This window comes from Ruegeria sp. BJ6 (assembly GCF_056537885.1).
On the sequence record NZ_JBQFSG010000008.1, the window covers coordinates 37324 to 62342 of the forward strand.

21 protein-coding genes and 1 pseudogene are annotated in these 25019 nt (G+C 56.1%); 16 read left to right on the top strand and 6 right to left on the bottom strand.

Annotated features, from left to right (window positions below):
- Positions 1–11: 11 nt before the first annotated feature.
- A complete protein-coding gene (locus ACR0D6_RS15975) occupies positions 12–1205 on the bottom strand; it encodes a uroporphyrinogen decarboxylase family protein (protein WP_480766208.1) in 1194 nt (397 codons plus the stop codon).
- A gap of 108 nt (positions 1206–1313) precedes the next feature.
- On the opposite strand from ACR0D6_RS15975, the gene ACR0D6_RS15980 reads away from it, so the two are divergent.
- From ACR0D6_RS15980 to ACR0D6_RS15995, 4 genes and pseudogenes are all read left to right on the top strand, one after another.
- A complete protein-coding gene (locus ACR0D6_RS15980) occupies positions 1314–2210 on the top strand; it encodes a LysR family transcriptional regulator (RefSeq protein WP_480766209.1) in 897 nt (298 codons plus the stop codon).
- A gap of 76 nt (positions 2211–2286) precedes the next feature.
- Positions 2287–3522: a lytic murein transglycosylase gene (locus tag ACR0D6_RS15985; RefSeq protein ID WP_480766210.1), complete on the top strand. Its 1236-nt coding sequence runs from the start codon at positions 2287–2289 to the stop codon at positions 3520–3522.
- 127 nt (positions 3523–3649) lie between these two features.
- A pseudogene (locus ACR0D6_RS15990) lies at positions 3650–4051 on the top strand (glycosyltransferase family 25 protein); the annotation flags it as partial.
- Positions 4052–4183: 132 nt separating this feature from the next.
- Positions 4184–4501: a hypothetical protein gene (locus ACR0D6_RS15995; protein ID WP_480766354.1), complete on the top strand. Its 318-nt coding sequence runs from the start codon at positions 4184–4186 to the stop codon at positions 4499–4501.
- Between the two features lie 57 nt (positions 4502–4558).
- On the opposite strand, the gene ACR0D6_RS16000 is transcribed toward ACR0D6_RS15995, so the two are convergent.
- A complete protein-coding gene (locus tag ACR0D6_RS16000) occupies positions 4559–6022 on the bottom strand; it encodes a glycosyltransferase family 39 protein (protein ID WP_480766211.1) in 1464 nt (487 codons plus the stop codon).
- Between the two features lie 513 nt (positions 6023–6535).
- On the opposite strand from ACR0D6_RS16000, the gene ACR0D6_RS16005 reads away from it, so the two are divergent.
- On the top strand, positions 6536–7495 hold the full coding sequence (locus ACR0D6_RS16005) for a lysylphosphatidylglycerol synthase transmembrane domain-containing protein (protein ID WP_480452047.1): 960 nt from the start codon (positions 6536–6538) through the stop codon (positions 7493–7495).
- Positions 7496–7586: 91 nt separating this feature from the next.
- Here ACR0D6_RS16005 and ACR0D6_RS16010 read toward each other — a convergent pair whose 3' ends face one another.
- Complete coding sequence (locus ACR0D6_RS16010; protein WP_480766212.1) at positions 7587–8411, bottom strand: 3-methyl-2-oxobutanoate hydroxymethyltransferase; 825 nt, start codon at positions 8409–8411, stop codon at positions 7587–7589.
- Between the two features lie 76 nt (positions 8412–8487).
- The gene (locus ACR0D6_RS16015; RefSeq protein ID WP_480766213.1) at positions 8488–9489 is read right to left on the bottom strand and encodes a sterol desaturase family protein; all 1002 of its coding nucleotides are present in this window, start codon (positions 9487–9489) and stop codon (positions 8488–8490) included.
- A 136-nt stretch (positions 9490–9625) separates the two neighbouring features.
- Between ACR0D6_RS16015 and ACR0D6_RS16020 the strand changes: the two genes are divergently transcribed.
- From ACR0D6_RS16020 to ACR0D6_RS16045, 6 genes are all read left to right on the top strand, one after another.
- Positions 9626–10522 (top strand): LysR family transcriptional regulator, encoded by an 897-nt coding sequence (locus tag ACR0D6_RS16020; protein WP_480766214.1) that lies wholly within the window; start codon positions 9626–9628, stop codon positions 10520–10522.
- 141 nt (positions 10523–10663) lie between these two features.
- Complete coding sequence (nadA, locus tag ACR0D6_RS16025) at positions 10664–11716, top strand: quinolinate synthase NadA (RefSeq protein ID WP_480452053.1); 1053 nt, start codon at positions 10664–10666, stop codon at positions 11714–11716.
- Between the two features lie 8 nt (positions 11717–11724).
- On the top strand, positions 11725–13293 hold the full coding sequence (locus ACR0D6_RS16030) for an L-aspartate oxidase (protein WP_480766215.1): 1569 nt from the start codon (positions 11725–11727) through the stop codon (positions 13291–13293).
- Positions 13290–14138, top strand: coding sequence for a carboxylating nicotinate-nucleotide diphosphorylase (gene nadC / locus ACR0D6_RS16035; protein WP_480766216.1), 849 nt, complete (start codon positions 13290–13292; stop codon positions 14136–14138). Before ACR0D6_RS16030 ends, nadC begins: the two co-directional genes overlap by 4 nt.
- A gap of 152 nt (positions 14139–14290) precedes the next feature.
- The gene (locus tag ACR0D6_RS16040) at positions 14291–15061 is read left to right on the top strand and encodes a peptidyl-prolyl cis-trans isomerase (RefSeq protein ID WP_480766217.1); all 771 of its coding nucleotides are present in this window, start codon (positions 14291–14293) and stop codon (positions 15059–15061) included.
- A 179-nt stretch (positions 15062–15240) separates the two neighbouring features.
- Positions 15241–16086 (top strand): HupE/UreJ family protein, encoded by an 846-nt coding sequence (locus ACR0D6_RS16045; RefSeq protein WP_480766218.1) that lies wholly within the window; start codon positions 15241–15243, stop codon positions 16084–16086.
- A gap of 57 nt (positions 16087–16143) precedes the next feature.
- Here the strand turns inward: ACR0D6_RS16045 and ACR0D6_RS16050 are convergent, their stop codons facing one another.
- The gene (locus ACR0D6_RS16050) at positions 16144–17406 is read right to left on the bottom strand and encodes a replication initiation protein (RefSeq protein ID WP_480766219.1); all 1263 of its coding nucleotides are present in this window, start codon (positions 17404–17406) and stop codon (positions 16144–16146) included.
- 580 nt (positions 17407–17986) lie between these two features.
- On the opposite strand from ACR0D6_RS16050, the gene ACR0D6_RS16055 reads away from it, so the two are divergent.
- Together ACR0D6_RS16055 and ACR0D6_RS16060 are read left to right on the top strand one after the other, a co-directional pair.
- The gene (locus ACR0D6_RS16055) at positions 17987–19372 is read left to right on the top strand and encodes an AAA family ATPase (RefSeq protein WP_480766220.1); all 1386 of its coding nucleotides are present in this window, start codon (positions 17987–17989) and stop codon (positions 19370–19372) included.
- Positions 19365–20432: a ParB/RepB/Spo0J family partition protein gene (locus tag ACR0D6_RS16060; protein ID WP_480766221.1), complete on the top strand. Its 1068-nt coding sequence runs from the start codon at positions 19365–19367 to the stop codon at positions 20430–20432. The genes ACR0D6_RS16055 and ACR0D6_RS16060 overlap by 8 nt, the downstream gene beginning before the upstream one ends.
- A gap of 679 nt (positions 20433–21111) precedes the next feature.
- Here the strand turns inward: ACR0D6_RS16060 and ACR0D6_RS16065 are convergent.
- Complete coding sequence (locus ACR0D6_RS16065; protein WP_480766222.1) at positions 21112–22026, bottom strand: LysR substrate-binding domain-containing protein; 915 nt, start codon at positions 22024–22026, stop codon at positions 21112–21114.
- A gap of 144 nt (positions 22027–22170) precedes the next feature.
- Here ACR0D6_RS16065 and ACR0D6_RS16070 point away from each other — a divergent pair, with 144 nt between their 5' ends.
- The 3 genes from ACR0D6_RS16070 to dctP are packed head-to-tail and all read left to right on the top strand — an operon-like array spanning position 22171 to position 24989.
- Positions 22171–22665 (top strand): TRAP transporter small permease, encoded by a 495-nt coding sequence (locus ACR0D6_RS16070; RefSeq protein ID WP_480766223.1) that lies wholly within the window; start codon positions 22171–22173, stop codon positions 22663–22665.
- A complete protein-coding gene (locus ACR0D6_RS16075) occupies positions 22662–23960 on the top strand; it encodes a TRAP transporter large permease (RefSeq protein ID WP_170656459.1) in 1299 nt (432 codons plus the stop codon). Before ACR0D6_RS16070 ends, ACR0D6_RS16075 begins: the two co-directional genes overlap by 4 nt.
- 36 nt (positions 23961–23996) lie before the next feature.
- Positions 23997–24989 carry a TRAP transporter substrate-binding protein DctP gene (dctP, locus tag ACR0D6_RS16080; protein ID WP_480766224.1) on the top strand — a complete coding sequence of 331 codons (993 nt, stop codon included), beginning with the start codon at positions 23997–23999 and terminating at the stop codon, positions 24987–24989.
- Positions 24990–25019: the final 30 nt, after the last annotated feature.

Genomic DNA, 25019 nt, shown 5'->3' on the forward strand with positions numbered 1-25019 from the left:
TGATCCTTTTGTCAGGCCACGCGGCGAGCGCTTCGGCGTTCGCGTCGGCGAGTCGGTTCCTTGGCCAGAACCGACATGTCCAGATCTGCCTTGTCCACCGCGACCTGTGGAGGCAGCGCACTGTATTTGCCGTATTTCTTTGCAGCCCGAAACATAGCCAGCGCATTTTCCGGTAGAACCCCGGGATGAAGCGAATTTGACGAACACAGGATATGCCCGCCGTCATGGCTACCCTCGGCAATGCATTGCCGGACGGCCTCGTCCACCATGTCTGGTGTGCCAAAAACCAGCAGGTCAAGACAATCAACATTGCCGAACATAGCGCAACGCCCGTCGAACCAGGCCTTCACCTGCGCCAGATTCATGCATTGCGGCTGGACCGGGTGGAACCCGTCAAAGCCGATGTCCATCAGCTCATCCATCAGGGCCCACATATTGCCGTCCGAATGCTTCATCACCTTCATGCCCCTCGCATGGGCATAATCCACAATCTCTTGCTTGTAGGGTTTGATGAACTGCCGGAAATGCTCCATTGACATCAACATGTAATCATTGCCGGTCAGATCGCCGTCCAGGATAATACCGTCGGCCCCGATTTCATGGGCCATGTCGACGCAGGCCTTGTTAAAGTCGGTGGTTAGCCGACCAACGGCATGGGCCATCTTCGGATCGGCCCCCATGTCGACAAAGCTTTTGTCCATTCCGCCGCGTGCGAGCCAGCCTTCCTGAAACGGGCCGTTGACAGATTGAAGATGGAACTTTTCCGTTCCGAAACGACCCACCATATATTCCAGCATCCTGAAATCGCTGCGGTCCAGCAGATCTGCCATCGAAAAGGACAGGACATCCTCAAGCGTCTTCAGGCCGCTGTCCATAATCGCGGGAATACCGTGATCCGACAGCATGAAGCCGCGACCGTACTTGTCCCGTCCCCAGTCCTTTGTCTCAGGCACAAGATTGGTTGAATAGGCCGACCATGTGGCGTCCAAATCAAGCTCCTCAATCAGGTCGCAGTAGATTTTGAGAACTTCGTCGGTTTCCTCACCGTGACGCGTTGCCTCGCCATCCGTTGGACGACCGGAAACATCCCAGCCCAGCAGATCAGCCATACCCCAGACGACTTTTTCGTCAATCCAGTCAAAAACAGGCACTCTGTCGGGAATACCCCCATCCAGGGCACACAAAAAACGCTCTCGTCCGTTCATCACGCTACTCCCGTTTACTGCATCAATGCTAAGCGTGATTTTGACCCTGTACTACTGGTTGATATTGAATACTTTTGATAGATACCATCTATGCAAAAACGATTTCGCATGACTGAACGCCTACTGTCTGCACTGCCCGTGTTCGAGGCAGCAGCACGGCTTGGAAGTTTCACCAAAGCTGCAAATGAACTGAATCTGTCGCAACCAACCGTTAGTCACCACATCCGCCAAATCGAAGAGCAGCTCGATACAAAACTTTTTGCCCGCAACCACAACCGCCTGCGGCTCACCGCGGTAGGGCAGCAACTATCTGCGGCTGTTGCGCTTGGGTTTGGGCATGTGGAGCAGGAGCTTCGTTCGGTTCTGGGCCGGACCCATCCCGGGGGGCTGACACTGGCCTGTTCGATGGGCTTTGCCAATGGCTGGCTGATGCCCCGGTTTTCCAGTCTGCGGCGCGCAATCGGTGACACGATGGTCAACGTCGAGACCACCGACTGGCTGACGGGTTATGACAGGGACACCGCCGACCTAATCATTGTCTGGACCGGAGATCGGAAATCTCCGCATGAACGGATCGCCCTGTTTCCCGAAATCGTTTCACCCGTGTGCAGCCCTGAATTTCTGGCGCGCCACCCGCATCTGACCGGCCCCTGCCCTGCCGAACGGCTGCTGACGCTGAGACTGCTACATTATGACGAACGCGACTCGCAATTTATGAACTGGAGCAAATGGTTCGCGCTTCGCGGCGTATCGTTCGATCTTCCGAAGGACCGCTATGTCTTTTCCAACTATGAATTCTTGCTGCAGGCCGTGATTGAGGGCGAAGGGATCGGACTGGGCTGGGATCACCTGGTCCACGAGCTTTTGGCGACGCAAAAGCTGGTTCGGATCGGGAATTCTGTACAAGGCGAAGAAACGGCATATTTCCTAGAGGTACGTCGCGGGCGGGTTTCGGACGCAGTGCTGGACAGTGTCGTTGAATGGTTCCAAGCAGAAACCGGGTAACGAGCAAGCGCTGGCGCCAGAACGGATCATCGGGTTAGTCTGCAATCAACAGCAGTTCAGTCCGGAGCCCCTATCGATGCGCACCCTTCTATTTGTCCTTTGTCTGGCGATATGGCCGGGATTGGCGGTGGCACAAAACCGAGCTGCAATCGAAACGCAGTTTCAGGCATGGCTGGAGCAGACGGTCTGGCCACAGGCCCGTGCGGAAGACGTCTCACGCAAAACCATGAAACAGGCTTTTACTGGGGTGACGCTGAACTGGGAATTGCCGGATCTGGTCCCGCCGGGAACAAAGGCCAGAACACCCAAAAAGCAGCGTCAGGCCGAATTCGGGTCACCGGGAAAGTACTTTAACAAAAGCTCGGTCGGTGGGGCGACCTCGGTTGGGCGGCAGATGGCGCAGCGGCACGCCAAAACCCTTGCGCGGGTTGAAAGGTCCACGGGTGTGCCATCTCAGATCATTCTTGCCATCTGGGGCCGCGAAAGCGGTTATGGCCGCGTCGCCATTCGCCATGACGCGTTTCAGGTTCTGGGGACGAAGGCGTTCATGAGTACCCGATCCGATTACTTCTTTGAGGAACTGATTGCCGCCCTGAAGATTGCCGAAACAAGCAATATCTCTGGCCGCGCCATGAAAAGCAGCTGGGCAGGCGCGTTGGGTCAGCCACAATTCATGCCAACGAACTACCTGCAATATGCAGTGGATGGCGATGGCGATGGCCGGAGTGACATCTGGAATTCCGAGGCCGACACGATTGCTTCGATTGGCAACTATCTGGCCCGTCATGGCTGGGTTTCAGGCCGGGACTGGGGGTTCGAAGTTTCCGTTCCGGACTCGGTGTCCTGCGCGTTGGAAGGGCCGGATCAAGGCAGGCCCGTTGCCGAATGGGCCGGGATGGGCGTCACCCGTGTATCCGGCAAGCCCTTTCCCGCGCACGAACTTGCAGGCGAAGGATATCTGATGATGCCCGCAGGCCGAAATGGACCTGCCTTTATCGTCACACCGAATTTCTATGTTCTGAAAGACTATAACATGAGTGATCTTTATGCCCTGTTCGTTGGTCATGTCGGGGACCGCATCGAATACGGCATGGGCGATTTCACGGCATCCTGGGGAAAGGTCGGCGGTCTTTATCGCTCGGACATCGCAGCAATGCAGCGGGCGCTGGAAAAACAGGGGCACGACGTAGGGGGCGCTGACGGCCTGCCCGGTTTCAGGACACGGCGATCCATTGGCCGCTGGCAGCAGGCCAACGGGCACCCACCGACCTGTTTCCCGCAAGCCAGCATGAAATCGGATCTCAGAGGATGACGCCGAGGGGACACACCTTTGGATTGCCACACCTTGGCCGGGACGCCGGTTTCCTAGACACCCAACAGAATTTGCGATACCGGAGCGCGCAGGCAAATTAGTATTGTGACAAAACTTCGATATTCCAATGATCGAAATTAAAGAAACTCTGGTTGTATCACTCGCCGCTGACGAAAGGCGGCGCGCGCATATTCAAAAACATCTGACCGAGTTCGGGTTGGGCAAGTTTTCGATCATCGACGCAACTCCGGCGGACTCTGACGCAGTCAGAGATACGTATATGAGCGGGAAAGTTGCCAATTTTCCGATCTGCTTCAGGTGCAACAGGTCCATTGAACTCGGCTTTTTCATTGATCTGCTGCCTCGCTTCATCCGGAAAAAGTACAAGTGCAAATGCGAAAACAACATCATCATTCCCCAACAGGTCGCCAATTGGCTGTCCTTTATTGAGGTCTGGAAATATTGCGCCCAATTTCCTGATGACTATTTCATGATCTGCGAAGACGACGTGGCCTTTCATAACAATGCGCGCCAAATTCTTGATCGCTTTACCAAGGACTTTTCACCAACCCGGCAGAATGTTCTGATAAGAATGTGCTCTTCCGGCGAACGGCCCTTTCAGAATCTGCCCGAAACCTATGAACTCAGCGATCGCCCGGTAATGAGCAATGCGGCTCACATCCTTAACGGCCACATGGCCGCCCTGCTATTGCAGCAGTTCAAACGGATCGAGACAACATCGGACGTCTGGGTTCACGAGGTAATGGCTGCACGAGAGGATGTTGAGGCCGTTACAATCGAGCCGCTTCTTGCGACGGACCTGTCATTCAACAAGGACTTTGCGCAGTTTGCGTCCCGCATTCACCCCAAAGGCATCGATGCTGAGGATGCGGACAAACTCCGCACGCATGTCAGGCGTGTGGAAAACCGCCGTGAATACGAAAAACTGTTCCAGAAGTGGACGCAGCGCCCCAGTTGATTTTCCTGCCCCGATTGCGTCGGTTTTTTGCCCGCAATGAGGTTTGGTATTGACGGATCAGTTACGGCGAAACACCAGTACCTGACCGTCACCCAGTGTCCCGGCGAATTCGCGGACGAATTCCAACTTCTCATCCGCGTCACGCGCCAATTCCGGGATGGCCCGAAACATTCGGGACGGAAACAAGACCACCAATATCACCGGCCCCGGTTTCGCCATTTCCCTAGTATAGGCGTCGGAATCTCCGATGGTTGGCCAGTCTGCATCGAAGTGGCTTTCAAACACCGCACCGCCGGGGTTGATGGCCAGAACCCGTTCTGACGGGCCACGCAAACTTGTCACCAGCGCATATGCCCCGGCCAGATCCTGCTTTGGGGCAACGTAGTTTCGCGGAACAAGAAGAACCGACAATCCGATCATTGCGGCAACGCCCGTAGTGAACAGAAGACGTCCAAGAGCGGGCCGGTTGAACAGGTCGGCCATCAGGTTTGCGCCGTACCAACACCCAATCACGGCGAGCACAATGAAAAGCCCGATATCGGCAAAGAAAAATCTTGGCCAGATCCGCATGTTGAACGCCAAAAGGACAACAAGCGTTACGATGATGTGCGCTGCGACAGAGGCAAAAAACAGCGGCTGTGTCCCATGCGCACCCAAAGCCCCAAACGCAATGACCACCATCCCGCAGACCGCGACGACAAGTGTCAGGGGGCCGGTGTTCCCGATAGCAGTTCGCAACCCTTCCAGTACGGTCCAAAGCGGGTTTTGGTATTCCTGCATCGGATCAACAGCCGAAGTTTCCGAAACCCCACCTACGGTTTCAACAATGCTTGGAAAAATCGGCAGGTATGCCACCAGGATCAGGGCCGAGGCAACCATTACACCCAGCAGCGCGTTCAGAACCCATTCGCGGGTCAGTGCGCCTCGTCCAATTCCGGTCACCAGCGAAATCAACCAAACTAGCCCAAGCGCGACAAAGAAAAATGCGCCGGTCAGATGGGTAAATACTGCGGCAGCAGCCGTCAGACCGAAGGCTATCCAGACACCTACGGAAGGACGGTTCATTCCACGCATAAAGAAAATAAGGCCAAGCGTGCTCCAGAAGGCGAGCTCGGTATATCCGCGGGCGTTCTGGGAAAACCAGACCTGATGATAGGACAGCGCCACCAGCAGACCCGAAATATGTGCGATTTTGGTACCGGCGACATCCCTGGCCAGCCACCAAATTGCCCCGACAGTACCAACACCGAACAACATGGCAGGCAGGCGATAGGCCCAGGACTCGTGCCCGAAAATCTGAGACGCCAGCTTTGCCTTCATGCTGAAAAAGTAGTGATGGTTCATCGAGTAATCACGCATCATTTCGCCCCAAGGCAGGCGAACATGCGTGTCGACCGTCCAAATCTCATCATACCACAAAGGAGCATTCAGCCCGGCGGTTCTGAGTACCGCTGCAAGAAGCAGAATGAACAAAAGTAGCGCCAGATCATTGCGGCCAAGCGACCGGACGTTTTGGTTCATGCGGTTTCTCCGGACATCCACAGTCTAATTCAATGCGCCAGTATTTCCTGCTTTCTGGTCCCCGCCGGGACCGGCCCTTGCAGAAAGTAATCACAGTGAAACGTCTTAAATCCGCCCAACAAGGCTTGTTCGATCATCCCCAATCCACGGTCACGAGTCGATATGGAACTGAATATGCGGGTGTCGTCGATGGGCCTCTGTTGCCCATAGGTTAACTTTTCCCACTCAGGGCATCATTTGTTGACAAAATCACGACACAAGCCTCTGATAAACATACCCGCTGTTGAATTGAGCTTTCGGTCCCGGATCTTGAAGGTGAAAATCGGATTTGTGAACGTATTTAGCGTTACTTGGCAACCCTGAAGAAGACTGCAGAGAAGCCGCAGAATAAACAGGTCGAAGATATAGTATTTTAGTATTCACACCCTTGATGTCCCAATCTGTCCTATTGTCCGGGGTGAACCTTTTTTTGAGTTTTGGAGTGCGATTGATGAGAGCGAAAGAAACCGTCAAATGACCGGGAAGGGTAAATCCAGCGCAACAAAGAAGTACCTGTTGCGCGTCGCCGGGTCGGCGCTGATCCTGACCGCGTTGTTCTGGGTCATTCCGCTTGATGCGCTGTCCGAAGCCTTCAGTCGCCTGACCGTCCGGGACTTTCTGCTGGTTCTGGCCGCGTTTCTGGCTTTGCATTTGGCCGCAGCACTCAAGTGGTGGTTCATCCTCGATTTCAAGGTTTCGCCGCTTACGGCGATCCGATCACATTATTCCGGACTGGCGGCAGGGCTTTGCCTGCCCGGCGCCATCGGCGGCGACGCGGTCAGGGGTGGTATCGTCTATGCGGCCACCGGCAACGGCCCCCATGTTGTTGCAGCGGGCGCTACCGACAGGTTCATAGATTTTGCGGCTTTGATTATCCTGTCCGTCATTGGTTTGTCCTGGGCGCTGACCAGCGGTGGAAGTGTCAGCCTGACCATAGAAACCGTGCTGGTCTTTCTGGGTTTCACGGCACTGGCAGTTGTTGGTTTCCGGCTGCTTCCGCTTATCTGGACCGTGGCGCCATCCTTGCCCGGTCGAAACTTCGTTCACTCTTTGGGTGACGAGTTTGCAACCTTGTCGAAACGGCGCCTGCATCTTTGCCTGGCGCTTTGCCTGTCCGCCGCAATCCAGTTCGGGCTTGTCTATATTTCCTTCCGGCTGGCCCAGGCCGCCGGAGCGGGGATCGAACCGGGTCATTGGCTGTTTGCCTGGCCCATCGCCAAACTGGTCGCGGTGCTGCCCGTGTCACTGAACGGGCTGGGCTTGCGTGAGGGGACCCTGGCCAGCATTCTGGCCCCTCTCTACGGAGATGCCGCCGTTATTCTGGCCGCAGGTCTGGTCTGGCAGGGGGTCATGTTTGCTGCCGGCGGCCTTGGGGCGCTTACATTCCTGCTGACGGAAAAGGCCAAAACCGGGCGATCCATACCCACCGAATAGGATTTCATCAGCTCAAACAGAAATCCTGATCTATTGAGACTCCGGCGCCTTTTCAGGCACCGGTCCTTGTTTTCCGGATGGCTTGCGCCGATCAAATCTTGTCCAGAGATTCCTGAAGTTTTTCCAGCTCACCATCCCGCATCGAAATCGCCTGTGCCGGATAGGGGAATGCCTTGGCGCGCACTTCCGACTGAAACTCTTGCAGTGCCTCGACGCGCTCCTGATACATCTGATTGTGCAGGCGGCCCAGATCGCGGAACGCATGGGCGTGGCGCGGCGGGTTCTCGGCCTCGCCGCAGATATCGGCCATGAACAGGAAGATCACGTCGCCCGCATTGCCCGATCCCAGCGAGATGGTAACGATCGAGGTGCGATCATTCAGAAGGCGCAGGGTGTCTTCGGCCACACACTCGATCTCACATGCGAATGCACCGGCGTTTTCATAGCGCTTGAACGTGTCGTGAATCTGCATCGCCTCATCGGCGGTACGGCCAAAGGCACGCAGACCACCCGCCCAGTGGCTGAGCGACGGCACCAGACCCATGTGGACCTGAACCGGAATACCTTCTTTGGCCAACATCTCGACCACTTCATAGGATCGATTGGTGAAATACATGTCCGCGCCCTTTTCCATGCAGTCGATGGCGTGGCGCATGATTTCATCCTTGGTGGCGAACTGACCCCAGTTCATGGCGGTGCCTGCAAAGTGCGTCGGCGCAATTTCGCGCGCCATGTCCAGATGCACGTCCCATAGCGTCAGAAGGTCGATCCCCGCATCGACGCAGGCCTGCATTTCGGCCTCGTTGGCCGGGTTGCACATGGTCAGGCGCTGGCCGGTCTTTTTCAGGTCCAGCAGGTCCTTGACGGTATAGTTGCGCTGCGCCGGTCGGCGGCCAAAAGTATAGATGTTTTTCATCGCGTTCCCTGTCTTTCAAACGTGAATTGCCGGACCCCGAAAGGCCCGGCTTCTGAGGATTCCTTGCTTGCCTGTGTTATTCGGCGGCCCAGATTTTGCGGCGGCGTTCCTTCACCATTTCGTTTCCGTCGTCCGAACCGTCATGGAAGGTATTGAACCACTCATCCCACGGAGTTTCCCATGTGCCGTAGTTGCAGTCGAAAAACTTGTGGTGCAGCTGGTGGAAAAAGTCACCCACCTGGAATTTGGCATTCTTGCCGAGCTTCAGATGTTCGAACCCTGCATGCGAGGTTGGCGCGCCAATCCCGTGGTGGAACAGCAGAAAGATCGCGTGGATCGGGTGCGACGGCACAAGGAAGAAGATCATCGTGTCGAACATCAGGAAAAAGCTTTCCACCGGGTGCATCGCCAGACCCGACCACGGTCCGGTGTTGATGTTGCGGTGATGCCAAGCGTGAACCTTGGTGTACAGCGGACCGACATGGAGCAGCCGGTGCAGCCAGTAGAAATGGAAGCCCGCCCAGACAGGGATCAGGATCGTCACGACCGAGAACCAGACAGGGTTGCTGTCAAAGGTGATCATCGTGATCCAGCCATTGGCATAGGCGTACAGGATGAAACATTCCCAGAAGGTCCAGAAGGTCAGCGCCGGGCCAAGCGTCCAGAACATGTTGTCCCAGACCTGATTCTTGAAGGTAAACACCTTGGCGCCCTTCATCATCGGGCGCATGTCATAGCGGTATTCATCCTGTTGCGTGCGGACCTTCCACAGCGCCAGATGCAGGCCACCGGCGACAACCATCAGAATGCAGAAATTGCGGAACCAGATCTCCGCCACCCAGTCCCAGCTTAGCGTTTCGATCCGGGACAGAGACGGCGTCAGGTAATTCCATGTGATGATAGCAAAAATCAGCATCAACGTCCGCAACGCCAGCGGGTTCCAGCTTTGCAGCAGGTATTTCAGCGATGCCAGCGGCTTCATCGGCCAGTCCCAATAGGGCGAGGTTTGAATCGGCAGTTGGGGTGTGTAGTTCCAGATTTTCCGCTTGGGGCGCGGAGCATTGGCGGGACTTGTCATGTCTCGACTCTCATGGCTTGGGCAAGGCTGCAAAGCAGCGGATTTCAGTTCGCTGGCGAAGACACTATGACCGCCCGCCGGATTCTCAGCACATATTGTCTTGCCGGTAAGGATAAGTTTTGCTTAGCCTGCGGACATGAGCACCCGCATTCCTTCCCTCAACTGGCTTCGCGTGTTCGAAGCTGCGGCCCGCACCGAAAGTTTCGCACGCGCGGCTGTGCAGCTGAATATGTCGCCCGCTGCCGTCAGTCAGCAGGTCAAGGCGCTGGAAACCCGGCTGGGCACGCCCCTGTTCCAGCGTCACGCGCACGCGGTGACGCTGACCGAGGCCGGGCGGGCCTATCTGCCATCAGTCCAGCAATCGTTGCTGATGCTGGAAACCGCAACAACCGGCCTGTTCGGCGAAAGCCGCGAACAACGGCTTTTCGTTCAATCCGTTCTGCTGTTCGCGCATGGTGTTCTGGCCCGGGGCGTGCCCGAGTTTCAAGCCGCCCACCCCCGGATCAGTCTGGCCCTGAGCACCGGCAACATGATCGCGGATTTTGCAAATCAATTCACCGACTTGCAAATCGTATTCGGCAATCCATCACTGTTTGGCACAGACGGGGACGAGTTGATGCGCGAGGTTCTGTATCCAGTCGCGAGACCGGATATTGCGGCCAGCATCCACTCTGCTCAGGACCTGTTCAACCATACCCTGATCGAGGTCTCCACCCATCGGGCCAGCTGGCCCGGTGTGTTTGAGGAACTGCGGCTGTCTCATGGTTTGGCAAGGTACTTCTTTGCAGACAATTCGCTGATGGCGACCGAGCTGGCGGTGAATGGCGTCGGCATTGCGCTGGCGCGCGCACCCGCTTCGGATTCAGCTATTCGAGCGACCGGACTTGTCCCCTGCCTGCCCGACATCCAGGTTCCGGGGCAAGAGGCGTATCACCTGATTTACCCTGACCGCGCGGCCCTTCGCCCGCCAGCGCGACAGTTCAGAACATGGCTTCTGGATTACACATCCGAACTACGGACGCGCACAGGTTAGACAGAAATTTTGACTGGTGGACGCGTCGACGGTCCGCCGATGAATAACTTTACCGGACTGTTAGCGGCACAACACTATGGCCAATGGGACAATAAACAACTATTCCACGTCAGGATACTAACAGGCAGAGAATACAAACCCGTGTTCGACCTACCCACGCTGCGCGCAAACCTTTCCGAAAAATACGACCTTTCCCCCTCGCCCGAACTGGCGGCGGAGATGAGCGATGTCTACGACCGTATGAACCGTGTCGTATCGCCTGCGGACTGGGCGATCTATGCGCCCTATGTCAAGGCGATCAATCAGCTTAAAAAGGAACGTAACGCCGTGATTTTGGGTCACAATTATATGACCCCCGAAATCTATCACGGTATCTCAGACTTTGTCGGCGACAGCCTGCAGCTGGCCATCAAGGCCACCGAGGTCGAGGCGGATGTCATCGTTCAGTGCGGTGTGCACTTCATGGCTGAAACCTCCAAGATTCTGAGCCCGGACAAGACTGTCCTGATGCCGGATATGGAGGCCGGATGTTCGCTGGCCGAATCGATAACGGCCGACGGGATTGCCGAAATGCGCCGCCGCTATCCCGGCGCGCCGGTGGTGACCTATGTCAACACCACGGCCGAAGTTAAGGCCGCATCCGATATCTGCTGCACCTCGTCCAATGCCGCTCAGATCGTTGCCGCACAGGAAAGCCATACGGTGATCATGACGCCGGATCAGTATCTGGCGCAAAACGTGGCCAAGGATGTTCCGCAAAAGAACGTCGTCTGGTGGGAGGGGTCGTGCATCGTGCACGAGCAATACTCTCCGCAGGACCTGCGCGATTTCCGCGAGTGGAACCCCGGTACCCGGCTGATCGCACATCCCGAATGCCCGCCCGACGTGGTGGCCGAGGCGGATTATTCCGGCTCGACCAGCGGTATCATCAACTATGTGACGAAGGAAAAGCCGGAAAAGGCGCTGCTGATCACCGAATGTTCGATGGCGTCGAATATTGCGGATGAACTGCCCGAGGTCGAATTCGTCGGACCCTGCAACATGTGCCCCTACATGAAAAAGATCACTTTAGAGAAGGTGCTGTATGCGCTGGATACCATGACCGGTCAGGTCGAAGTTGACGCGACCGTCGCCGACAAGGCGCGACTTTCTGTTCAGCGCATGATCGACCTTTCGCGCAAGCTGGGCATCTGAGTCAGGCCATGCAAGAGATCACCACCAATCGGGTGGTCATAGTGGGCGCCGGCCTTGCCGCCGTTTATGCAGCGCTGAAACTGGCGCCCCGCCCGGTTGTGATGATCTCGCCTGATCCGCTTGGTTATGGGGCAAGTTCGGCATGGGCTCAGGGCGGTGTCGCCGCGGCGATGAACCCCGCCGACAGCCCCGAGGCACACGCAGCAGATACGGAAAAGGCCGGAGCCGGGGTCGTTCTGCAGGATGTGGCCGAATATGTGACCCGCGCAGCGCGCGATCATATTCTGGACCTGACCGATCTTGGCACGGGTTTTGATCGCACTGCGGATGGTGGCTATGTCCTGTCGCATGAGGCGGCCCACAGCATAGCGCGCGTCGTTCGCGTCAAAGGGGATCAGGCCGGAGCCGAGATCATGCGCGCGCTGATCGCCGAGCTGCGGAAGACCCCTTCGGTTCAGGTTTTCGAAGGCGCACAGGCCGTTCGGCTGGAAACGCAGGGGCAACGCGTCACGGGTGTCGTTTTGACCTCCTCCTCGGAAGGCGGGTCGCAACCGGTCGTGTTGCGAGGGTCCGCCTGTCTGCTGGCGGGCGGTGGTTCTGGCGGGCTTTATGCCCTGACGACCAATCCCCCGCGCATACGCGGTCAGGTGATCGGAATGGCCGCGCGCGCTGGTGCGGAAATCGCGGATGCGGAATTCGTTCAATTCCACCCCACGGCCATTGATGTCGGTGAGGACCCTGCCCCGCTTGCAACCGAAGCGCTGCGCGGGGAAGGTGCAGTTCTGGTCAACCGCGATGGCCACCGGTTCATGGCTGACATCCATCCCGACGCTGAATTGGCCCCCCGGGACATCGTGGCAAGGGCGATCTTTGCCGAAGCTCAGGCCGGCAACCGCCCGGTTCTGGACACACGACAGGCCATCGGTGATCGGATCGGCGTTGAATTCCCGGCTGTGGCCGACGCCTGCCGTCGTAATGGCGTGAACCCTTCCCTATCCCCGATTCCCGTGGCCGCCGCTGCCCACTACCATATGGGGGGCATCGCCACCGGCCTTGACGGGCGCACGTCGCTGGATGGTCTTTGGGCCTGTGGCGAGGCCGCATCCACCGGACTGCACGGCGCAAATCGTCTGGCGTCGAACGGTCTGCTCGAAGCTTTGGTTTTTGCGCGCGCTTGTGCATTGGACATTCTGGGCAGCGTTGAGGAATCCAGTGACCTGCCCGAGGTTGTGCTGTCCTTTCACGATGGCGGCTCAAAGACCGATACACATGCGGTTATGGAACTTCGGCAGACAATGACCAGAAATGTCGGCGTTGTCCGGGACGAGACGGGGCTGAAGGCTGCGCTGAACGACATCGCGCGGCTGGAGGCTGATAGTCTATCCGACGACGGGTTTCTCAACATGACCGCAACCGCCACCCTGATTGCCGCCGCGGCACTCTTGCGCAAGGAAAGCCGTGGCGCGCATTTCCGGTCCGATTTTCCAAGCCCCCTGCCCGATCCCGGCCAGCGGTCGCGTCTGACACTTGACCGCGCAGTTGCGCTGCGGAGCACCATTGCAAAGGAAGCAGTATGAACACCGCCACCCTGCCCGACCTTATTCTTGAACCTCTGGTGCGCAACGCGCTGATGGAGGATCTGGGCAGCTATGGCGACATCACCACGCGAACGGTGATTCCTTCGGGCACCACTTATACTGCGCGGCTGAACGCACGCGAAGACGCCGTGGTATCCGGGATGCAGATCGCGGCGCTGGCCTTTCGGCTGGTTGATCCGACGCTGGAGGTCACAACTTTGGTTGCTGACGGCATCACATGCGCAAAGGGTGACACGCTTATGGAAATCCGGGGCAGCGCAGCCTCGATCCTAAGCGGTGAGCGCGTTGCGTTGAATTTCGCCGGAAGGCTGAGCGGGATTGCGACCCAAACCGCCGCTCTGGTCGCCGAAACTAACGGAACAAACGCACGCATAACCTGCACCCGCAAAACCACGCCGGGTCTGCGTATTGTCGAGAAGCAGGCCGTTCTGCACGGTGGCGGGTTCAATCACCGCTATTCACTGTCCGATGCGATCCTGATCAAGGACAATCACATCGCCGCAGCCGGTGGCATCCGCAAGGTTCTTGAGGCAACCAAGGCGACTGCCTCGCACATGATGAAAGTCGAAATCGAAGTCGACACTCTGGACCAGCTATCAGAGGTTCTGGAAACCGGCGGTACGAATGTGGTTCTGCTGGACAACATGTCACCGGATACGCTGCACAAGGCCGTCGGGATGATCGAAGGTCGCTTGGTAAGCGAGGCATCCGGCAACGTCACCCGTGACACCGTGGCCGCAATCGCCGCAACCGGGGTCGACTACATTTCTTCAGGCGCGCTGACACATTCCTACAGAACCGTCGATCTGGGTCTGGATTTCTGACCGGCAACGACCTAGAGCAACCCTTCACCCAAGGCTTGCGGACTGACTGAGGTGGTCTAGGATCACCTTATAGTTCAATTCATGTCGGGTCCGTCGTGTCAGAATCTTTATTCCTCCGCATTGTGCGGGAACCATTTGTTCATTTCCTGCTCATGGGCGCCGGTATTTTCGCGCTGTACAGCTTTGCCGATACCCCCCAGACGCAACCTGAAGCCTTGGAGATTCAAATTACCCAAGCCGACATAACGGCCTTGGAGAATCAATTTGAAGCAACCTGGCGACGCAAACCCGATCCGGATGAGCTGAAAGCGCTGATCGACAATCAGGTATTCGAGGAAATCCTTGTTCGCGAAGCGCGCGCCTTGCGGATGGATGAAGGGGACGCCGTGATCCGAAATCGGTTGCGACAAAAGATGGAGTTCATTGCAACTTCGGCGGCAAGTGCTGAAACCCCGGATGACGAAGAACTGATGGATCTGTTTCTGACTGAAAGGGCGGAGTTTGAAACTCCCGGATCGGTTGCCTTTGATCAGGTGTTGCTGGACGAGGACTTTGCAGGTTCTGCGGACGGGATTCTGAAAGAGCTGAACGCAGGGCGCGTTCCGGACGGGATCGGAGCGCTGAGCCTTTTGCCCGCTCAGGTCCCACCGATGAACGCCCCCCGGATTGACGGTATATTCGGTGTCGGTTTTGCGGCTTCGCTGGATGATTTGGAACCCGGGAAATGGGACGGCCCGGTCCCGTCTGGTTATGGCCTGCATCTGGTGCGCATTCTGGAAAAGGCCGACGCAACCTTGCCAGAGTTCGAGACCGCCCGCGCGGCGGTTCTGTTAAAATGGCGGGAGGGTCGACAGGAAAATGCGCGGGATAGGCTGAATGAAGCACTTTTGAGCAAGTATCAGGTCAAAATAGACGAAGAATGATGTTTAAGTATTTGTTTTTAAATGTATTTTTGACAACATGCATTGCGATCGGCATAAATTTCGTTACTCCTGCCGATCTCCGAGCCCATGCGCTGGATCCGGGGTATCTGGAAATAACCGAAATATCACCGGAAACGTACCGCGTTTTCTGGCGAAAGCCTGACGTTCAGCAAAAGCCGATGGCAATCGAAGCCAGACTGCCGGAGATTTGCGAAGTCACTGCCCCCCCTGCCCCGCGATTTGACGGCGCTGCGTGGATCTCAGAGTGGACGACCCGTTGCCCCAGCGGCCTTGCGGGTATGACGATTGAAGTTCCAGGACTTGAGGACACCCGTACCGATGTCTTGCTGCGCGTTGACTTGCTGGACAGCCCAGCATCAACCACACGGCTTGTTCCTGACCAGATCACTTTCGTAGTCCCTGAAGACACAACCGGTCTGTCCGTTTTGCGCACCTACATCACCTTGGGCGTTGAACATATTCTGGAGGGGTTTGACCATCTGCTATTCGTCTTTGCCCTGCTCTTTCTGATCCGCGACTTCTGGCGGCTGCTGGGGGCAATTACGGCTTTTACTGCAGCCCATAGTATTACGCTTGCCCTTGCCTCTCTGGGCCTGATCCACGTACCCGCACCTCCGGTCGAGGCGGTCATTGCCTTGTCGATAATTTTTCTTGCAGTCGAAATAGCCAAAAGAACCGACGACGCGCCCCGCTTGTCTGAACGGGCGCCTTGGGTTGTCTCATTCTCGTTCGGGCTGTTGCATGGGCTTGGATTTGCCGGAGCGCTGAGCGATATCGGATTGCCTGAGGGGGACATTTTTGTCGCCTTGCTTGGATTCAATCTGGGTGTGGAGATCGGTCAGATCCTGTTTGTAGCTGCAGTACTGGTCATTGGTTGGACGCTCAAATTTATTGTCCCGGTCGGGAAATCCAGCCTGCAGGTGATGAATACAGCAGTCAGCTACTTTGTTGGGGCTGTTTCCGCCTACTGGCTGGTTGAACGTGTCATTGGGTTTTGGACATAGTCCGACATTTGGCTGGCAATGCGCCAGCCAGTTGCTAGTGATACTATGGCCCATGGCCTAGTCAAAAGCGTCCGGTTCAAGCTCCTCCCAGAATGTAAAAATGGCTTTGGCGTTCAGACCTGACCGCCAGCCATGAGCTCGAAAGTGCTCGCGGTCCAGTTCGTCGTTCAGGCCAGACATAAACAGACGCTTATCTGCATCCCGTTGTGTAGGGTTTCGCCGCGAAACCAGCTCTTCCACGATTGAGAGCTTTCTGGACCGATCGGCCCGTTCTGCGGCGCGCAATTCATAGGCCTGGTCCTCTTGCGCTTTCTCTGCCTGCCGCTTTCTGGCGGCCTCCAACGCTTCCGGGCTGGGTTCTTCCTGTTGCGAAGGCTTATCTTGAGCCTGATAGTCGTCGCGCAACGCAGCCGACAAATAACCCACGGTCGACTTGATACTCCCCTGCCCGACAACGTAGTTAAGTTTTTCCTGCACGTATTCTTCGCCGTGTTCCGCAATCCACTGCCGAGCCAGCCGATCCGAGACACCTTGCTTTCGCAACGTCTTGTAGACACCCAGATTGCGCACGCCGTCACTGTCGTCGATTTCGAACATCGCTTTTTGCGGATTGCTGCGGATCAGAAAACGAATATCGGTTACTGTCCGTCCCTTTTTCTGAAACTGGGGCTCAATCACAATGTCAGAGCTTTTGTTCACCTCTGCCACGGCGGTTTTGATAATTTTGGCATTCAGGTGCTTGAAACTGGCATAATAATCGCTGCCATCGACACCCATCAGTTTGCGAAACACGTCCAGTGACCACCATCCAGTGGAGCCTGTCCGGACAAAACGATAGCAGTTTTCATACAAGGCCAGCCCGTGACCCGAGTTGAAGTTTCGCTGAATATGCACATTGATTAGCGCATAGATCTTGGGATCATAGAGCTTTTGCGCCAAGGCCGGAGAATATGCGTACTCGCACACTCCGTTCTTGAGTTTGGCGAAACTCAGCAGGGAAGAAACACCCCACTCCTGTCGGCCCTGTTCATCCAACATGTCCCACTCGGCCACAGTCTCGGCCAACGCACGCAAACTGGCGCGCAGAGTATCGAAGTCGTTGGAGTTGTAGCCAACCATCATTGCCAGCGTTCGCGCGTCAATTGTGTGCGTCGCAGCTGAGGTCAACGCGTCATACGCATTGAGCAACAGGACGTTTGAAAGCTTACGCTGCAATAGCGTCAGCTTGCCGCTGATGTGAATCGCGGCGACGTTCTTTTTGACCGTCTCCCGGCGCAGGGCGCCCGCTAGGTGGTCCATGTCCAATTGTGTATCCGGCATGATTCTGCCTGGCTGCTCGTTTTGCTATTTGTGACATGAAAGGTACCTTCCAATCAAATGGATTTGGGTACCCAAATACGGGAGAGCCGCAATCCCGCAGACAGGTACCTTAAATCAGGGCCACCTGAGTTATCCACAGAAAATGGTCTTTCCTGGACTCAACACTGGCAATATCGCCGCCGACTGGAAGGCAACAGTGTTAATGTTAGACCCTAAAGCCTCAATAAATTCAGCCTCCTGCGAATCGGGCCTCTTGTTCCTGCTTCTTGGTCCATTTTGTCCCGGAATCAGTCACTCATTATCCTGCAAGCGGGTACCTTTCATCCCGTATGTTGGTACTCAAGATAGCTTATCTTATTGTTATTGCAGGCTAAAGTTCCGATAAAGAATCTAAAGACCTTAAAAAAATAAAACCTTTGTTGGTGTGTCTTTTGTTATTTTCCATTGGTTTCGCGGCGAAACCCCACTGATAAACCCGTTTCTGTGGAAAACACGGGAAAGAAAGATAGCGCTGCGCATAAATGTTCGCTAGATTGTCGAATATACGCTGGTAAGGCGAACATATTCAGAGGCATCGACAGTGAACAAACCTACGCAACCTCCCCTGCCCCCCTATCTGAATCTGGATCCTAAGGCGGCAGCTGAAAAGTTACCTGATCCTATTGGCACTTCGCGATTCGCAAAAGCGGCTGCTTTCTGCGGCAAGGGTCGTGAAGACCTTGCGCGGCGCGGTTATGCACCCGACGGCGAAAAACGCCTTCGCAAATTTTCAACTTGGGAAATTACCAAGTATTTGCTTCCGGTTGCTCCGGCTCACCTTCGCCGGGTACTCAAAGCCAATCCCGAGCTTCCCCAGGGAGAAGGTGAAGGCGGATCCAAGTGGTTCTCTCTCGAGGAGGTTCTGATTTTGCGGCAGCACTTTGCGGCCGAAGGCGTCAGCACCAAGGAATACCAGCCCTATCGCCCTGAAGGACAACCTGCAAAGGTTGCAGCGGTGGCTAACTTCAAGGGGGGTGTTGGCAAAACCTCCACCGCTGCTCATCTGGCGATGTCAGCGGCTCTGGATGGATACAAGGTTCTTGTTATTGACTTGGATAGCCAGGGATCGATGACGTCAATTCTGGGCGGTACTGTCGCCGATGAATGGCAAACCGTCTTTCCGTTGATCGCCAAGGACTATGCGCGTGCGGTGCAGGAAGAAAACCGGGTGCGTACAGCGGCGGGACAACCGGAAATCCCACTGGATGAAACCCTGCAAGAAGCACTGACCACTCAACCTCGTGATGTCATCCAGAAAACTCACTGGCCCAATATCGATCTGATTGGCGCTCAGTTGAACCTCTACTGGGCCGAATTCCAGATACCTGTTTGGCGCATGGGATTGCGCAGCTGGCCGTTATGGGATGGCCTCACCAATTTCCTGCAGGACGAGGGCATTCTGAACGACTACGATGTCGTATTCCTCGATACGCCTCCTGCTCTTGGGTACCTTACGATCAATGCGCTGGCGGCAGCGGATATCCTGCTGGTGCCGCTTGGGGCATCGTTTCTGGAGTTCGATTCGACGGGCAGGTTCTTTGACATGCTATATACGACCTTCGCCAGTATCGAGGATGGCGAAAATACAGCGCAGCGTGCGGCAGGTTTACCTGAACTTAAATTCGAATGGGATGTAGTGCGGGCCATCATCACGCGGTTTGACGCAAGCCAGCAAACCGATATGGCAAACGTCATTCAGGCTTACTTCGGGGATTTCATGAACGCATACCGGCAAGACTATACAGCGCTGGTCGGGCAGGCCGGTGAGCAGGTCAATGGCATCTACGAAGCGGACTATCGTGATTTCAACCGAGATACCTACGTGCGCGGACGAGAGGCGTTCGACCGGACATATGCCGAATTCAAGGAACTGCTGATCGGCTGCTGGTGGCGCGATGCACAGATGGAGGAGCAGGCAAATGGCTAAGCGCAGACGACTTATCGCCCCGGACGCGACCGAACTGGAAGAGCTAGAGGCGGGTTTCGCCGCGAAACCGTCTGTTGGCCCGTTCGAAACCAAATCTGCCGCCCCGCCAATTGCGCAGGTAGCGGGTGAGACGGCGGCGCTGAACGGAATGGCGGCCGTTACCGACCGTGTCGCGCTGGCTCAGGACCAAGGGGATGCTGCACGTTGGCGTGAGGCACAGGATGCCGGGTTGGTTGCCGAAACGGTGGCGCTGGACCAGATTGATGCGGATTTCATTCGTCGTGACCGAATGGTCGATGATGAAGAAGCAATGGCCGAGTTGTTGGAATCGCTACGTGTTCATGGTTTGCGCACGCCGATCGAAGTCACAAGAACGCCAGAGGGATACGGCCTGATCTCAGGCTACCGGAGGTTGGACGCGTTCACACGGTTAGCTGAAACGGACGAAAGATTCCGGGAGATTCCGGCTTTTGTTCGCGAGGCTGGGGCAGGGCAGGGCGCCTATGTCTCGATGGTCGAAGAGAATGAGCTGCGATCCGACCTTAGCCCGTATGAGAGAGGCCGTATTGCAGTATTGGCGGCAGGGCAGGGGGTATTCCCATCGATTGAGGCGGCCGTAGATGTGCTGTTTGCGGCGGCATCCAAGGCTAAACGGTCCAAGGTGCGCAGTTTTGCCGTTGTGCATGAGGCGCTGGGGGATCTTCTACAGCACCCGGTAGCCCTGTCTGAAAAGGCTGGGTTGCGATTGGCGGCTGCGCTGCGGGAAGGTGCCCAGCCTCAATTGCGAGAGGCGTTGGCCGGGACTGACGTTCAGGACGCAAAGGCGGAATGGGCGCTTCTGGACAATCTGTTGACGCAGACTTTTGCACCCCGAAAACAAAGTTCACGAGGAGGGCGGCCGCAGCAGATCGAACGCATCGCACGCCGTGCACTGCCTGGCGGCGGTGGCATCAGCGCCGAGGTTGGACCCGATGAACTCCGTATCCGGATCGACGGCAGGGCGTTCGACCGTGAAGCAGCCGAGGATTTCCTCAAGCAGCTTTCGGATGCATTGACCTAGTTTCGCGGTGAACCTCGGATCAGGGCCAATAGGGGCGCCATTCGGACAGGGATTGGCGTCCTGTACCTTTCCCGTAAATGGGTACCTAATGTGTATGCTGGCAGTTTCCGTCTCTTTGTCTCGGCAAGAAAGCTGTCGGATTCTCTCAGTTGTTCACATTGCTGCTTTGCTTCTGGGCCTGTGTAGTCGCACGACGCGAAGGGAGGTTCCTGGTGGCCAAGATTTCCCAGCTCGGGCTCTGCCAACGGGAGGACCAAAATTCTCGAACACCTCGGTCAGTTCCAACTAAATTATGATGGTCTGAGAGAACTTCTCTGTACTAAAGCGCTGGCTACAGATGCGACTTACTTTGACAAGGGACCGGAACTGCGATCCGCTGGGAATACCCAAACCCCGAACAAACACACCGACCATTTCGGATCTTTCTGGTGGACATCGTTCGATATCAATCCAGTGATATCGGACAGAAAATCCATCGGAAAAAACTCTCTGGGACAACGGAGAAGGGGCTTACTGGCCTGCATCATGGGGGATATTTCCGGTCAAATCAATCATAAGTGATAAGCGGTACTTATAGCGTGTAATGGCTAAGACAGAAAATGACTTATGTAATGTGCAAAAAGTTCAATTTATGATCGTAAAGAAAGTAGGTGGTTGCAATAAAACCCACAAACACTTTTCAAAACTGGCTGTTGACGTGTTCCAGAGCCGCTTTCAATTGCAGGACAAACTCACTTGCCAACGCAGATGAAGGGCGATGTGCCGGTTGCATTATTGAAACGTTTAAAACGACATGGGGATGAAACGCCCGAAAGACGATGGGTCTCGGCTCGGGTTGCATATTGACGTATCCAGCTGCGGTAATCGGATCGCAGATACAATAGCAAAGCCCTTTTTCCACCAGAGTTAACGCTGGGTGAAAAGTCCTGAGTTCGAACCGTTGTTCGAAACTGGCCTTTTGGCTGGCGAATGCCCTTTGGGTCGCAATCAGGTTTGGGTGACCCTCCTGCAACCCGGCCATCGGACGACCCGACAGGTGATGCGCTTGGACTATATCAAGTTCAGCCAATGGATCACCCGCAGGGATCGCACATACGCATTTCATGTCGAAGTCGACTGTATCAATTGCTGCCGTGGATTTTGGGGTTTCACCCAATCCGATGTCGTATTGCTGAGAGGCAACCCATTCCTCGATCACCGGGGATGCGCGCATCATCAACGAAGCTTTTACATCTGGTTTGTCCAGAAGAAACTCACCCAGAAGTTGCGGCATCAAAAGGCTGGAGGCGGCCGGCATACAGGCGATGTTCAAGCGCCCTTTTGTCAGCGCCCCAATCTCGCGCATCGTCCGGGTTGAAAGCGACAGGCGATCTAGGATCGCCTCAGCTTCGGTGAGGAAATATTGCGCCTCGGGGGTAGGGGCCATTTTCCCGCGCTGTCGGCGGAACAGAGCAATATCTAACTCGGCCTCGAGATTTGCGATCAGCGCGCTCACAGCGGGTTGAGTCCGTCCGAGGATTCGGGCGGCGCCTGATACTGATCCTGTCCGCATAACCTCTCGAAAGGCTTGCAATTGGCGAAAGCTGAGATTCATGCGCCTCTGTTAATCCTCATCTTTTTGCCGATCCATAAACTAACTTTATTCAACAATCAATTTAATCGTTTTGACTTAATACGATCAGCTCGTGATCTTCCCGCCACGAATACACCGCATGCGTTCGCTATGACGGAGGGGGAAATGACACGCTTTGCTAGCGTCTTGCTGACAGTCCTGATCTGCCTGGTTGCTCTTGGGCAATTTGTGCAGGTGATCACACGCTATGTGCTGGAAATCCCCGTTATGGGATTGGAAGAAAGCCTGCTCTATCCGACGCTGTGGTTGTACATGTTGGGCGCGGTCAACGCGTCGCGTGAAAACACGCATATTCGCGCCAATGTGCTTGAAATTTTTCTGTCCACCGAACGTCAGCATCAGGTTCTGGCAGTCATAGGTGAGGTCATCAGCCTTATCGTAGGTATCTGGCTGACCACATGGGCTTGGGATTTCACCAAGTACTCGATGCGTGTCTGGCGCGAGAGCCCGACCCTGTATCTGCCGACCTTCTATGTCGATGTCGCTTTGTTTGTCGGGTTGGTCCTGATGATGATCTTCACCGCCTGGCACCTGCTGATGCATCTGCGCGCGTTGTTTTCCCCTGTTACCGAACCCTCCGTTGAAGGAGGTCTGAAATGATCGAGATCGCGCTTCTCGCTGTACTGGTTCTGGTCATTCTGCTGACACTGGGTGTTCCACTGCCGTATTGCTTTGGTGCCGGTCTGATGGTGATGTACTTCGCCGGTGACGTGGTCATGAAGGGCAATATGCTGTGGGGTTTCCAACAGTTGGGCAACCCTGTGCTGCTGGCCATTCCGTTGTTTGTTCTGGCGGGGACGATCATGTCTGTCTCCGGTATCGCGGCGAGCCTTCTCAACTTCGTCAACATTTTCATCGGCCACCTGCGAGGTGGATTGGGCGTTGTAGCCACTGTGTCCTGCGCGCTGATCGGGGCGATCTCAGGCTCAGGCCTGACAGGTGTCGCCGCGATCGGCCCACTGCTGATCCCGGAAATGGAAAAGCAGGGCTATCCCCGCGAATACGCAACGGCGTTGATCGCGAATGCATCGCTTCTTGGCCTGCTGATCCCGCCTTCCGTGACGATGATCGTTTATGGCTGGGTGACGGATACGTCGATCCTGGCCTGTTTTCTGGCGACGCTTGGACCCGGCCTGCTGATCATGGCCAGCTTTTCGGCGGTCAATATCCGAATGGCCCGCAGGTTCCCCCTGCAACTGAATGAGCCCCTCAAAGGCGCGGCATTCATGTCCGAGGCAGCCCAACGCGGCTTCAAGGCCACGCCCGCACTGCTAATGCCGGTGATCATTCTGGGTGGTATCTATGGCGGCATCATGACCCCTACCGAGGCCGCTGCTGTGGCAGTGATCTATGCAATCCCGGTCGGGTTCCTGATCTACAAGGGGCTGGATGTTCGCACGTTCTTCGGTGCCGGCAAAGAAGCCGCAACATCGGTTGGAGCGATCATGCTTATGATCCTGTTCTCGATGATCCTCAGTCAGATGTTCGTGCTGGAAAGTGTGCCGCAGGCCATCGTGCAGGCGATTTTCTCGGTGACCGAAAACAAGGTCCTGCTGCTGGTGCTGATCAACATTCTGCTGTTTTTGGTTGGCATGGTGGTCAATGACGTGACCGCCATCATCCTGATCGCACCACTGCTGTTGCCTTTGATGCAGGCTATCGGTGTCAGTCCGATCCAGTTTGCCGCGATCATGGGGGTCAACACCGCGATGGGAGGTGTGACGCCGCCCTATGCCTCGATCCTGTATCTGGGCGCACGCATCGGCCAGGTGCCGGTCACCAAGGTGATCCGACCTGCCATGACCCTGATCCTATTGGGCTATTTACCAGTCGTGTTCCTGACCAGCTTCTGGCCGGACCTGTCGATGTGGCTGCCCCGCTTCTTTGGCTACTAAGCCGCCCACTTCATCACTCACGGAGGAGACTTATCCATGATGAACTTTCTGAAATCCACCTGCATGGCCGCAGCCGTTGTGGCAACCGCCGGGATCGCCGTCGCCGACACGATGAAGATCAGCCATATCCGCCCACAGGGTGCGACCATCGACAATGAATTGCGTGCCTTTGCCGAAGAACTGAAGACCGCAACGAATGGCTCGGTTGAGCTGAACCTATTCCCGGCGTCAGCGCTTGGGGACTATACCTCGGTTCAAGAGCGCATCTCGGTGGGTGCCATCGACATGGCCGTACAGCCCGCAGCCACCGCCGTTGATCGTCGCATGCAGATCTCGGCCTTTCCCTATGTGGCGGCAAACTGGGATGAGGCGAAAGAGATTTACGGTCCCGGCGGCGCAATTCACGGTGCGATGAAGGATCTCTATGCCAAGCAGGACATTACCATGCTGGCGGCCTATCCGGTGTATTTCGGTGGCGTTGCCCTGAACACCGACGCCGTAAACCCGGGCGATCCGACTGCCGCCAAGGGCATCAAGGTGCGCGTTCCGGGGATCAAGAGCTTTCAGCTGACCGCCGATGCTCTGGGTTACATTTCGTCGCCCATTCCATTCTCGGAAGCGTTCACTGCCGTACAAACCGGTGTTGTTGACGGTGTCGTCGGTTCGGGTGCCGAAGGTTATTATGCCTCGTTCCGTGATGTGACCACGTCCTATGTGCCGGTGAATACGCATTTCGAGGTTTGGTACATGATCATCAACTCGGGCACTTTGGCTGAGCTGAGCGATGAAGACCGTGCAGCGCTGGAAACCGCAGCACTGGCGTTCGAAGCAAAGCGTTGGGAAACCGCCGAGGCTGATCAGGGTGCGTTCGAGCAGAAGCTGGCCGACAATGGCGCAGTCATCGTGTCTCTGTCAGATGAAGAGCTTGCGGCCACTGCCGCGCACGTGCGTACGCAGGTCTGGCCGCAGGTCCTTGAAGACGTAGGCCAGGATTGGGGTCAGGCCATCCTCGACCAGATCGATCAATAAACCGACCCGACCCTGAAATCGGGCAAGGCG